Origin of the sequence: Janibacter alkaliphilus, from assembly GCF_013408565.1 — a bacterium.
Taxonomy (GTDB): Bacteria; Actinomycetota; Actinomycetes; order Actinomycetales; family Dermatophilaceae; genus Janibacter; species Janibacter alkaliphilus.
This window is the reverse complement of record NZ_JACBZX010000001.1, coordinates 1,726,320-1,739,070: the sequence shown is the minus strand read 5'-3', so window position 1 is coordinate 1,739,070 and position 12,751 is coordinate 1,726,320. Positions and strand designations below refer to the sequence as shown.

Here is a 12,751-nt window from a genome sequence, read left to right as displayed (position 1 = left end):
GGCAGGGGTCCATCATCTGGCGAATCCCGCTGACCTAGGCTGCCTCGCGCCTGGCCCCTATCACTGCTCCTCGAGCAGTGATAGGGGCCAGTGCCAGCGGTTTGGCCCAGGCCCCCGCGCGGCCTACTCGGCGTTGCCCGGAATCCCAGCCAAGAACTCAAGGACCGCAGGACCTGGCTCTCCACGGTAGATTTCCGAAACCCCGAAACCCAGGGCTGAGAGACTATCGCGGCGCAGTCGGTACAACTGCTCATCACGATAGATTACTCCCCGATCCACGAGATACTGGAAGAGCGCGCGCCGACTAGAGTTGTCTTTCACGATCGCCTGGTCGATTTTCTCGTAGTAGACGGCAGGATCTCCTGCGGCCGACCTGCCGAATGAAAGCAATATCGCCCTCAAGTCTACATACTGTGAGTACGTGACCATCCTGTGGCCTGACTCGACTTCGAAGGTGTATGACCGTAGCCTGCCAGGCGAATCAGGAGAAGAAATCTTCAGCGCTTCAGAACCGCCGACTCTCTCAAGGCGATTAGCCTTCAACTCTGAGAAGGCCACTAAAATGGCCGGCGCTTCGTCATTGGACGCAACCCTGATCGACTTCGCGTCAACCTCCACCTCATCGACGACGACCACCACGTGGTCACCTAGAATCAACTCCTCCGAATCAGAGGAGAAGTGCACTCCCATGTTTCCGACCACGGATATGTTAGCGATAGGGGACTTTAACTCCAGAAGACTGGAAAAGTTCGAGACGCGGAACTCGAGCGGATCGGCTGCGAAACCCCCTCGGTCGCCATGAGCCATATCACCTCTGACCAGTGTCAAGCGACACTCCCCGTCCCCCGCAGAGAAAATCGCGAAACCCTGAGCCTGAACGACGTCAGACTCCGCCCTCCAAGATGCAAGGAGCCTCGCGATGACCTTCTCGTCGATGCTGGTGTGCGTATCAGCTTCCGCAGGCGCCAAGAACCTGCAGTAGAACGGACCCACCCGAGGGGATGCGCTCTGCCTGTCAACGGACACGAGCGCAGCCGGACTCTCTGCACACGCGATAACGTAGTCAGCAAAGACAACCGAGGCGAAGTCTTTGCCGCGCATGAAGGGGTGGTCGGAAAGGAACATCTCAACGGCGTCGCGGTAGGTCGCCCCTAGCTCTGAAGGCAGGGACGCCGGGAGCTCCACGCTGACCTCAACGCCGGCCGCTCGAGCGGCCAGGCGTGAGACTTGCTCATCCGGGGAGTACAGGTTCTCAACGGATGCCATGTCGAGACCCGGCGAAAGCGTCACTCGCAACTTCTCGATGAGGCCCGACTCCACTTTGGACTGCTCTCGGACAAGTATGTCGCTCAGAACTTTGCGCAGGAACTGCGAACTGGACCCGTTCGATCCGGCCGAGAGTTCGAGGGCAGGATTAGTCACAGCAACCGACTCAGCAACTGCGTCCAAAACCGGAGCGTACCCAAGAAAGTCCTCGAAGTCCCTCCATTCCTGCCGAATATCCGAGTTCGGGGCAACCAGCTTGCCCAAACCTACCATGCGCTTGCGCAACAGCTTATCGAATATCGCAGGATGAGACATGGCGGCGTTGTACTTAGCGTCTGAAGTTTCTGAGTGGCGTCTGCGCATGTACTTCCGCACGTACTGCTCCGCCTCCGCCTTGCCAAAGAAGTCCAATCTCGATCGAATGAAGGCGACATCCTTCTCACTCAAGTGATCGGCAACAAGGTCAGCCGTTTCGGTGCGGGAAAGAAGGATGATGCCCGGCTTTTCGGATCGAATGCTGGCCGCCACGCTCGCAATGTTGTCCATGTAGGCAAAGAAGTTATCTGAGCCAGCTCTCATCAGAGCTTCATCCAAGGCGTCAATAACCAACCCGGAGGTGCCCGAGCTCACTCGCGCGAGAAAGTCACTGTCGATCCCCATTGACTCTTGAATTATTCCACTCAGCGAGAAGGACCCTACTTGCGCACGTTCTGTGTGAACGAGTGGCCACCCCAGGATGGCCGAAAACGCTGTGGCCGCTGCGCTCTTGCCGACCGCTCCTGCCGCGTCCACCAGGAGTACACGGCCACGCAATATTTCCCCGTCCAGGGCAAGGTTGGGATAGACGTACCAGTCAGGCAGAGACTTGGGCACCTCGATCCCATCCATCGCCTTGTGAAAGGTGGTGGTTTGCACCTGCCCGTTGGGCGAGAGGTCATCGGCGAGGCGGTCTAGACGAACGCGCGTATCAGTCGGCTGGCTCACAGGGATAGGTTAGTCGTTGAACACGACGAGAAGTGGAGTTCAGCTCACGGATCTCAACCTCCCCCCAACTGGCTATCAGAGCGACTCTCCTAGTTTGGAACGAGGACGGCGTCGCTACTGCCGGTTGGGGGTCACTTAGGCTGCCGCCCATGGCTCCGGCACCCCTGATCCTGCTCGTCGGGTCCGCCGCCTGGCCGACCGGGCCCGCCTCCCGGGCCTGGCAGGCGCTGCAGGACGCCGCTCCCGGGGCGCTGCTGCAGCCCGCGATCGCCGGGGTCCGGCTGGGCGCGGAGGTCGACGGGGTCTGGCTGATGGCGCCGCCGCCGGGCGAGCCGGCCGAGGTGCACGACGCGACCATCGGCGACGCCCTGCACCTGGGCATCCCGTTGCTCGGCAGCCTCGCCGGCCCGGAGGTCGGTGGCCGCGGCGAGGAGCTGACCCGGGCGCCGGGCAGCCGGTGGCGGCTGGAGGGCACGGTCGACGCCGCGCCCGTGCTCGGGCTGGAGGGACACCCCTTCGCCCGGCTCACCGGGGCTGCCCTCACTGCCACCGAGGGGCCGCACCTGCTCGTCACCGGGCTGGCCCGGGCCGCCGGCGCCCGGGCGGCGCAGCGCCCCGAGGCGCGGCCCGCCACGCCCGCGCCTCCCGGGACAGCCGCCGTGCCGTCCTCCTGGCCGGCCACCCCCGTGCCGCCGGGCATGCCCGCTCCCCCGCCGCCGATGGTCTCGCCCGGGCCGAGCGGCTGGGCGCCCCTGCCCGACGACGGGACACCCCGCCCCTACGTGCACCAGATGCGCACCAGCGGCTACCGCTGGTGGCGGCCCTTCCTCGCGCTGGCCGTCGGGATCGGCAGCTACCTCGCGTTCTCCTGCATCATCGGCGCCGCCTGGCTGATCGCCGACCCGGACATGATGTCCATCGAGGGCATCGAGGACGTCGACCTGCTCGACCCCCGGACGATGCTCTTCAACAACCTCACCCTGGCCGCGCTCATCCCCGCGGTGCTGCTGGCCACCCGCGTCGGGCACTGGCGACCCGCGGGCCGGATCTGGTCGGTGACCGGACGGCTGCGCTGGCGCTGGCTGGCGCAGGCCGGGCTGGTCACGCTGCTGCTGTGGGGCGGCTACCTGGCGATGGCCTGGCTGCTCGGCGGTGGTGAGACGAGCAGCCGGCCCGAGCACCTCGGGTGGCTGCTGGTCATCACCCTCCTGACGACGCCGCTGCAGGCCGCCGGCGAGGAGGTCGCCTTCCGCGGGGCGCTGCTGCAGGGGGTGGGTGCGTGGATCCGCAACCCGGTGGTGGCCATCGTCGTCGGCACCGTGCTGTCCACCGGCCTCTTCGCGGCCGCGCACGGCTCCCCCGACCCCTGGACGCTGATCGACCTGGGCGGGATGGCCGCCGCCACCTGCTACCTCACCTGGCGCACCGGCGGGATCGAGGCGGCGACCGCCCTGCACGTGGTGAACAACCTCGTCATCACCGTGGGCCTGCTGCTGCTCGGCGGCCTGGAGAGCGCCTACGTCACCGGGGAGACCAGCGGCAACGCGGCGGCGTCGCTGATCAGCCTGGTCGCGACCGCCGGGATGACCCTCGTGCTCGTCGAGGTGGCGAAGCGGGTCGGCGTCGCCCCGGCCCGCCCGGGACGGCCCGCGGAGGGCTGAGACCGGCGTCGGAGCGGCAGCAGGACCGCCGGGCGCCGCAGCACACCCGTTGTCCCCCACAGCACGAAAGCGTCACGATCAGCGCCCTTCCGCGGTCCTCGGTTGAAGCCCGGGCGCCGCTCGTGAAAGGACTGACGGGTTCACGACGCGCCGCGCGGCCCGCCCCTGGCCGGTGCGTGTCACCGCCGGACACGGAAGGCACGCCACGCCATGGACGCCCTCGCACGCCGCCTCGGGCTACGCACCCAGCCGACGATCTTCTTCGTCTCGGCCGGTCTGATGGTGCTCATCCTCGCCCTGCTGCTCCTCTTCCCGACCCAGACCAGCGAGGTCTTCGGCACCGGCCGGGAGTGGATCGTCACCAACCTCGGCTGGTACTTCATCTTCGGGGTGACCGCCTGGCTGGTCTTCCTGCTCTTCGTCGCCTTCGGCCCGTACGGCCAGGTGCGGCTGGGCCGGCGGGACGACCCGCCGCAGTACAGCTTCATCTCGTGGTTCACGATGCTCTTCGCCGGTGGTATCGGCACCATCCTCATGTTCTGGGGCGTGGCCGAGCCGATCTCGCACTTCTCCACCCCGCCGCAGGCCGACGTCGAGCCGTACTCCGCCGAGGCCGCCGTGGACGCGATGAACTTCGCGCTCTACCACCTGTCGCTGCACACCTGGGCGATCTTCGCGCTGCCCGGCCTGGCCTTCGCCTACTTCATCCACCGCTACGAGCTGCCGGTGCGGGTGAGCTCGGTCTTCTACCCCTTCCTCAAGGAGGGCATCTACGGGCCGATCGGCCGGGCCATCGACATCACCGCGATCCTCGGCACGCTCTTCGGCGTGGCCGTCTCGATCGGGCTGGGCACCTCGCAGATCGGGGCCGGGCTGAACGAGCTCTTCGGCTGGGAGAACGGCACCACCCTCAAGGTGCTCATCATCGGCGTGCTCACCGCGGTGGCGGTCACCTCGATCGTCGCCGGCCTGGACAACGGCATCAAGCTGCTGAGCAACATCAACATCGGCATGGCGACGGCGCTGATGATCTTCGTCTTCGTCGCCGGCGGGATGACCCTCTTCCTCTTCCGTGAGGTCTTCGAGACGCTCGGCAACTACCTCACCGCGCTGCCCTCGCTGGCGCTGTGGAACGACTCGCTCGCCGACGCCACCACCGAGGAGGGGTGGAGCTGGCAGGGCGGCTGGACGGTCTTCTACTGGGCGTGGACGGTGAGCTGGGCGCCCTTCATGGGGATCTTCCTGGCGCGGATCTCGAAGGGGCGCACGATCCGCGAGTTCGTCCTCGGCGTCCTCTTCGCGCCCTCCTTCTTCACCCTGCTGTGGTTCGTCACCTTCGGCTGGTCGGCGATGAGCATCGACGGCATCGGCGGTGGCGGGGGCGAGATCTCGGCCGCGGTCGCCGACAGCGTGCCGCTGGCGATGTTCGAGTTCTTCGAGAACTTCCCCGGCACGACCCTGCTGCAGGGGCTGACCGTGGTCATCGTGGCGATCTTCTTCGCCACCAGCGCAGACTCCGCGGCGCTGGTCGTCGACATGCTGTGCACCGGCGACGGCGAGGCCGGCCCGGTCATGCAGCGGGTCTTCTGGGGCGTCTCCCAGGGCGCGCTTGCCGCGGTGCTCATCATCGTCGCCGGCGACCAGGGGCTGGAGGCCCTGCAGCAGGTGATCACGGTGGTCGGGCTGCCGATGTTCACGCTGATGTTCATCGCCGGGATCGGTCTGATGATCGCGCTGCGCAAGGAGAACCTGCGCTTCGTCACCGAGGTGCACGGCATCCCGGACGAGGCCGAGGCGGCCGGCAGCGACGCCATCGAGCGCGGCGAGATCGGCTACGACCCCGCCGAGCACCTCGACGACGCCGAGGGTGCCACGGCGAGCGATGGCCGAGGCGCCGACACCGGCACCGGCACCGGCTCCGGCTCGCGCACCTGACCCGCCCCCCTTCCCCATCGACAGTTTTAGGACTGTCGCCCAGGACCGGGCGCGCGCGAGGTCCTGTCGGACTCTCCTAGGACTGTCGAAGGGGGGTCAGGGGCCGGTGGGGTCCTGGCGCAGGTCCGCGTGCAGGTCCCCGGCGAAGTCCACGAGGATCCGCTGGGCCGCCTCGACGGCGCTGGTCTCCCCCGAGCGCACGCCGGCGACCAGCCCGTCGAGCTCGGCGCGCACCGACGGGGCGCGGCGCACCCGGTCGCGCAGCTCGGCGTCGACCATCGCCCACATCCAGTCCCGCTGCTGCTCGGCCCGCCGCGAGTGCAGCGAGCCCTCCTGCTCCAGCCAGGAGCGGTGGTCGAGCACCGCCTGCCAGACCTCGTCGAGGCCGGTGCCGGTCTGCGCGCTGCAGGTCAGCACCGGCGGCCGGCGCGCCTCCGGGTCGGGGTTCATCAGCCGCATCGCGCCGGAGAGCTCCCGGGCGGCCACCCAGGCGTCCGACTCGTGCGGGCCGTCGGCCTTGTTCACCGCGATGACGTCGGCCATCTCGAGGATGCCGCGCTTGATCCCCTGCAGCTGGTCGCCGCCGCGGGCCAGCGCCAGCAGCAGGAAGGTGTCGACCATCCCGGCCACGGCCACCTCGGACTGACCGACCCCGACCGTCTCGACGAGCACCACGTCGAAGCCGGCCGCCTCGAGCACGAGCATCGACTCCCGGGTCGCCCGGGCCACCCCGCCGAGGTGCGCCCCCGAGGGCGAAGGGCGGACGAAGGCGTCGTCGCTGGCGGTGAGCGCCGCCATCCGGGTGCGGTCGCCGAGGACCGAGCCGCCGGTGCGCGAGCTGCTCGGGTCGACCGCGACGACCGCGACCCGGTGCCCCTGCTCGATGAGCCGGGTGCCGAGCGCGTCGATGAAAGTGGACTTGCCGGCGCCTGGGATCCCGGAGATGCCGACCCGCACCGAGCCGCCGGTGTCCCCGGCGAGCTCGGCCAGCAGGCGACCCGCCCGCTCCCGGTGGTCCGGGCGCGAGGACTCCACGAGCGTGATCGCCCGGGCGACGTGCGCCCGCGAGCCCGAGCGGACACCGGCGGCGAGGTCGGCGACGGCCTCAGGCATCGGTCGCGGCGCGCTCCGCGAGAGCGTCGACGAGCCGCACCGCCGCCTCGGCGATGACCGTCCCCGGCGGGTAGATGTCGTCCGCGCCGGCGGCCCGCAGCTCCTCGAAGTCCTGGTCCGGGATGACCCCGCCGACGACGATCATGAGGTCCTGGCGGCCCAGGGCGTTCAGCTGCTCGCGCAGCGCCGGCACCAGGGTGAGGTGCCCCGCCGCCAGCGAGCTGACCCCGACGACGTGCACGTCGGCCTCGACGGCCTGACGGGCGACCTCCTCCGGGGTCTGGAAGAGCGGGCCCACGTCGACGTCGAAGCCGAGGTCGGCGAAGGCGGTGGCGATGACCTTCTGCCCGCGATCGTGGCCGTCCTGGCCCATCTTCGCCACGAGGATGCGCGGCCGGCGCCCCTCGGCCTGCTCGAACTCCTCGACCCGCGCCTGGGCGGCGGCCACCGGTCCGCTGTCCCTGGCCTCGTCCCGGTACACACCGGAGATGGTACGGATCTGCGCGGTGTAGCGGCCGAAGACCTCTTCCAGGGCGGCGCTGATCTCGCCGACGGTCGCCTTGGTGCGGCCGGCGTCGATGGCCAGCTCGAGGAGGTTGGCGTCCCCCTTCGCGCCCTCGGTCAGGGCCCGCAGCGCGGCCTGGGTCGCCTCCTCGTCGCGCTCCTCGCGCAGCCGCTCCAGCTTGGCGATCTGCTGGGCGCGGACCGAGGCGTTGTCGACCTTGAGGATCTCCACCGCCTCGTCCGCCGAGCTGTCGGTGACCGGGTAGGTGTTGACCCCGATGAGCGCCTGCTGGCCGGAGTCGATCCGCGCCTGGGTGCGCGCGGCCGCCTCCTCGATGCGCATCTTCGGGATCCCGGCCTCGATGGCCTTGGCCATGCCGCCGGCCTCCTCGACCTCGGCGATGTGCTCCCAGGCGCGGGCGGCGAGGTCGTGGGTGAGCCGCTCGACGTAGGCGCTGCCGCCCCAGGGGTCGATGACCCGGGTGGTGCCGGACTCCTGCTGCAGCACGAGCTGGGTGTTCCGGGCGATCCGCGCGCTGAAGTCGGTGGGCAGCGCGATCGCCTCGTCGAGGGCGTTGGTGTGCAGGCTCTGGGTGTGGCCCTGGGTGCTGGCCATCGCCTCGATGCAGGTGCGCACGACGTTGTTGTAGACGTCCTGGGCGGTCAGGCTCCACCCGGAGGTCTGGCTGTGCGTGCGCAGCGAGAGCGACTTGGCGTTCTGCGGCGCGAAGTTCTCCGAGACCAGCCGCGCCCAGAGCAGCCGGGCGGCGCGCATCTTGGCGATCTCCATGTAGAAGTTCATGCCGATCGCCCAGAAGAAGCTCAGCCGCGGGGCGAACCGGTCGACGTCCAGCCCGGCGTCCCGCCCGGCGCGGATGTACTCCACCCCGTCGGCCAGGGTGTAGGCCAGCTCGAGGTCCTGCGTCGCCCCGGCCTCCTGCATGTGGTAGCCGGAGATGGAGATCGAGTTGAAGCGCGGCATCCGCTCGCTGGTGAAGGCGAAGATGTCGGAGATGATCCGCATCGACGGCTCGGGCGGGTAGATGTAGGTGTTGCGGACCATGAACTCCTTGAGGATGTCGTTCTGGATGGTCCCCGAGAGCTGCTCCGGGCTCACCCCCTGCTCCTCGGCAGCGACGACGTAGAGCGCGAGCACCGGGAGCACCGCGCCGTTCATGGTCATCGACACGCTCATCTGGTCCAGCGGGATGCCGTCGAAGAGCGTGCGCATGTCGTAGATCGAGTCGATCGCCACCCCGGCCATGCCGACGTCGCCGCCGACCCGCGGGTGGTCGCTGTCGTAGCCGCGGTGGGTGGCCAGGTCGAAGGCGACCGAGAGCCCCTTCTGCCCGGCGGCGAGGTTGCGCCGGTAGAAGGCATTGGACTCCTCGGCGGTGGAGAAGCCGGCGTACTGCCGGACGGTCCACGGCTGGTTGACGTACATCGTCGGGTAGGGACCGCGCAGGAAGGGGGCGGCGCCGGGCACCGTGCCGAGGAAGTCCAGGCCCTCGGTGTGCTCCTCGGTGTAGACCGGCGGCACGACGACGTGCTCGGGGGTCTCCCAGCCGTCGGCCAGCCCCTCGACCCCCGCGACGGCCTCGTCCCAGGTCTGCCGGGCCTGCTCGCCGACCGTGGGCTCGCCGAGCTCGACGGTGTCGAAGGTGGGGATGTCGGCACCGGCCGCACCGGTGCCCTGCGGGCTGCTGGTCTCGGCGGTCATGCCGAGGCTCCTTCCGTGGAGGCCGGCGCGCCGAGCGCGTCCAGCAGGTCGGTGAGGGTGGCCACGACGTCGATGCCCTCTCGGAGCTCGCCGTCCACCGCGGCCCCCTCGGTCTCGCCCAGCTCGCGGGTGCGGCCGGTGAGCAGCACCCGGCCGGGTCGGTCGCTCGCAGCGAGCGCGGCGAGGGTGGCTGCGCCGTGGGCGGCGTACCCCTTCGGGCTGGTGGCCAGGATGACGGCCGGGGCGCCGGCGACCGTCTGGGCCGCAGCGGCCGGGTCGTCACCGACCTCGATCACCTCGGGGGTGATCCCGGCGATGCCGAGCAGGTTGCTCACCCAGGTCAGCCGGGTGGTGTGCTCCTTGACCGGGCCGAGGGCGAGCACCGGCACGCTAAGGCCGCCGGCGGCGGCCGTGCGGTCGCGCAGCCGCTCGAAGACCTCGCTGTCCCGGTGCCGCGGCAGACCGCGGCGGGGCAGCTCGACGCGGGCGGTGCGCTGCAGCGGCGCCTCGCCGGCCAGCGGGAAGGTGGAGGTCCCGGTGAGCGGCACCTGACGGGTGGCCAGGCCGGCGTCCCGCTCGGCGCGGGTGGCGGCGAGGCGCTCGGCGATGCGCCCGGAGGCGAGGCCCTGAGCCGCGCCCCCGGCGCCGTCGAGCTCGCCGAACCACTGCCAGGCGGCCTGCGCCAGCTCGTCGGTGAGGCTCTCGACGTACCAGGAGCCGCCGGCCGGGTCGGCGACCCGGGCGACGTGCGACTCGGCGGCCAGCAACGACTGGGTGTTGCGGGCGATCCGGCGCGAGAAGCCGGTGGGCAGCCCGTCCGCGCTGTCGTAGGGCAGCACGGTGATCGCCTCGGCACCCCCGGCAGCGGCGGCGAAGCACGCGATGGTGCTGCGCAGCAGGTTGACCCACGGATCGGTGCGGGTCTGCATCCGGGTGGAGGTGACCGCGTGGATCCAGGCGCCGCGGCGGTCCTCAGGGACCTCCAGCACCTCGCCGACGCGCGCCCAGCAGCGGCGCAGCGCGCGCAGCTTGGCGATGGTGGCGAACTGGTCGGCGGTGGCCGCGACCCGGAAGTCGATCCGGGCGAAGGCCTCGCCGGCCGGCACGCCCTCGCCGGTCAGGTGGCGGACGTAGTCGAGGCCGGTGACCAGGGCGAGGGCGATCTCGTCCTGGTCGGTGGCGCCGGCGTCGTGGTGGACGCGGGTGTCGACGGTGATCGCGCGAGCGCCGGTCCACCGGTCGGTGCACGAGCGCACGGCGTCGGCCAGCGGGGCCAGGTCGGGAGTGGTGCCGAGCGCGGCGGCGGCGCCGATCGGGTCGTGCCCGAGGCTGCCACCGATGCTGGCGTCGTCGACCTCGGAGGCGTCCCAGACGGCGGTGAGGGCGGCGGCCGCGGCGGGCTGGTCGTCGAGCGAGCTGACGACGACGGGGGCCAGGTCGAGCATGACGTCGGCGAGCACCTCGGCGACGTCACCGGGCGCGATGCCGTCGGCGCCGACGTGCACCCAGACGGAGGTGACCCCGTGCTCGAGGTCGTCGAGGACGGCCCGCCGGGAGGTGGTCGGGTCGGGGTCGTCGTGCAGCTGGCGCACGTCCCAGGCCTGGTCGGGATGGCGCGGGCCGAGGCCACGGGTGAAGGGCATGCTGCCGGGCAGCCCGAGCGCGGTCGGCTGCTCCGGGCGCCAGTAGACGGGGTCGAGCTGGATGTCGCCGGGGAGGGTGCTACGCAGGTGCGCCACCGCGGCGTCACCGTCGAGCTGCTCGCCCTCGGCACGGCTCTTGTTGACGACACCGGCGGCGAGATCACGCCAGTCGGCGGGGCTGCGCTCCGGGAACGACGAGGCCAGCGCCATCGTCTCGGTCCGGTCCGGGGACACCGTCATCCACCACTCCTACGTGCCGTCTGGGGCGGCCCGTGCGCCAGGGTCGGCGCAGCACGGGCCCACCGCGCACCTTACCGGCGCCCGCCCGCCCCCGGGCGAGAGCCTTCCCACACCCCCTTCCCCCCTCCACGCACCCCACGACGCGGGCTACCACGCAGTAAGTGTCGTGATCGCAGCACTTACTGCGTGGTAGCCGGCGAGGTAGGTCGCGTCGTGGTCCGCGAGAGAGGGCGGGGCGAAGGGGTGACGACGTGTGTGCGGTGGTCAGTCGAGGGGGGCGAAGGGGGCGCCGAGCTCGGCCAGGCGCGCCTCGCCGCCGTCCAGCGCGGTGAGCACCCACAGGCCCTCGCTGGTCGCGGCGACCGAGTGCTCCCAGTGCGCCGCCCGCTGGCCGTCGTCGGTGACGATCGTCCAGTCGTCGGCCAGGGTGTGGTTGCGCTGGGCGCCGAGCGTCATCATCGGCTCGATGGCCACCGTGGTGGCGTCGGCGACCTTCGGCCCGCGCCCCTGCACCCGGTAGTTCGGCACCTGCGGCGGCATGTGCATCGAGGTGCCGATGCCGTGCCCGACGTAGTCCTCGACGATCCCGTAGCGCCGGCCGCGCCGACGACCGGCGTCGGTGATGCTGTCCTCGACCGCGGCCCCGACGTCGTAGAGGTCGGCGCCGACGCTCAGCGCCGCGATCCCGGCCCACAGCGAGGCCTCGGTGTCCTCGATGAGCTCGAGGTCCTCGGCGCGCGCGGCCTCCGGCCCGCCGACGACGAAGGAGATCGCCGAGTCGCCGTTCCAGCCCTCGACCTCGGCGCCGCAGTCGATGCTCAGCAGGTCACCGTCGGCCAGCACCCGCTCGCCCGGGATGCCGTGCACGATCTCCTCGTTCACCGAGGTGCACAGGGTGTGCCGGTAGCCGGGGACGAGCTGGAAGTTGGGGATCCCTCCGTGGTCGCGGATGTGCGCCTCGGCGAGCGTGTCCAGCTCGAGCGTGGTCATCCCCGCCCGCGCCTCGGTGCGCAGCAGGTCCAGCGTGCGCCCGGTGAGCAACCCGGCCACCCGCATGAGGCGCACCTGCTCGTGCGTCTTGGCCTCGACCTTCTCGCGCCCGAAGAAACCCATGCGATCAAGCCTACGGTCCGGGCGTGGAGACCGGCGAACCCGCGGCGGCGGCGTAGGCCGCCTGCAGCCGCTCGCTCGCCCGGGGCCCGTCGGCGGCGGGCAGCGCCGCCCCGAGGTGCCCGGCACGCAGCTCGTCCATGAGCTCGTCGACCATCGCCGGGCCGCCCTCCTCCAGCGCGGTCTGGCGCACGGTCAGCAGCGGGTCGGTGTCGCGGTGCGCCCGCCCCCAGGTGCCGAGCGCGACGAGCACGGGCAGCGTCTGGATACCGACCTCGGTGAGCGAGTACCGCACACGCTGGCCGCGCCGGGCCTCGTCCCGGGTGAGCAGGCCCGCCGCGACGAGACCCTTGAGCCGGGCGGCGAGGACGTTGCTCGCGATCCCCTCCTCGCTGCGGGTGAGCAGCTCGCGGAAGTACCGCCGGTCGCCGAACATGATGTCCCGCAGCACGACGAGGCTCCACGGGTCGCCGAGCACCTCGACCGCGATGTTGATCGGGCAGCCCGACCTGGGCTCGCTGCGCACACCACCCACCACGCCGATCACCTCGTCCCTGGGTCGCCGCCTACCGGTT

General features: G+C 70.6%; 8 protein-coding genes. 2 read left to right on the top strand and 6 right to left on the bottom strand.

The genetic code is table 11. The annotated features are described in order from the left end of the window. Window positions 1-123: 123 nt before the first annotated feature. The gene (locus BJY28_RS08475; RefSeq protein ID WP_179462626.1) at window positions 124-2,250 is read right to left on the bottom strand and encodes a hypothetical protein; all 2,127 of its coding nucleotides are present in this window, start codon (window positions 2,248-2,250) and stop codon (window positions 124-126) included. A gap of 149 nt (window positions 2,251-2,399) precedes the next feature. On the opposite strand from BJY28_RS08475, the gene BJY28_RS08470 reads away from it, so the two are divergent. Together BJY28_RS08470 and BJY28_RS08465 are read left to right on the top strand one after the other, a co-directional pair. Next, a complete protein-coding gene (locus BJY28_RS08470; protein ID WP_179462625.1) occupies window positions 2,400-3,911 on the top strand; it encodes a CPBP family intramembrane glutamic endopeptidase in 1,512 nt (503 codons plus the stop codon). 210 nt (window positions 3,912-4,121) lie between these two features. After that, window positions 4,122-5,846, top strand: a complete 1,725-nt coding sequence (locus BJY28_RS08465) for a BCCT family transporter (RefSeq protein WP_179462624.1) — start codon at window positions 4,122-4,124, stop codon at window positions 5,844-5,846. Between the two features lie 96 nt (window positions 5,847-5,942). On the opposite strand, the gene meaB is transcribed toward BJY28_RS08465, so the two are convergent. The 5 genes from meaB to BJY28_RS08440 form a co-directional block, all read right to left on the bottom strand. Beyond that, complete coding sequence (gene meaB, locus BJY28_RS08460) at window positions 5,943-6,959, bottom strand: methylmalonyl Co-A mutase-associated GTPase MeaB (RefSeq protein ID WP_179462623.1); 1,017 nt, start codon at window positions 6,957-6,959, stop codon at window positions 5,943-5,945. Next, entirely contained in the window at window positions 6,952-9,183 is a 2,232-nt protein-coding gene (gene scpA / locus BJY28_RS08455; RefSeq protein ID WP_179462622.1) for a methylmalonyl-CoA mutase, read from the bottom strand. The genes meaB and scpA overlap by 8 nt, the downstream gene beginning before the upstream one ends. Continuing rightward, window positions 9,180-11,066 carry a methylmalonyl-CoA mutase subunit beta gene (locus BJY28_RS08450; RefSeq protein ID WP_246313374.1) on the bottom strand — a complete coding sequence of 629 codons (1,887 nt, stop codon included), beginning with the start codon at window positions 11,064-11,066 and terminating at the stop codon, window positions 9,180-9,182. The genes scpA and BJY28_RS08450 overlap by 4 nt, the downstream gene beginning before the upstream one ends. Before the next feature lie 264 nt (window positions 11,067-11,330). Continuing rightward, a complete protein-coding gene (gene map, locus BJY28_RS08445) occupies window positions 11,331-12,179 on the bottom strand; it encodes a type I methionyl aminopeptidase (protein WP_179462621.1) in 849 nt (282 codons plus the stop codon). Between the two features lie 10 nt (window positions 12,180-12,189). Further along, on the bottom strand, window positions 12,190-12,702 hold the full coding sequence (locus BJY28_RS08440; RefSeq protein ID WP_179462620.1) for a winged helix-turn-helix transcriptional regulator: 513 nt from the start codon (window positions 12,700-12,702) through the stop codon (window positions 12,190-12,192). Between the last annotated feature and the right edge of the window lie 49 nt (window positions 12,703-12,751).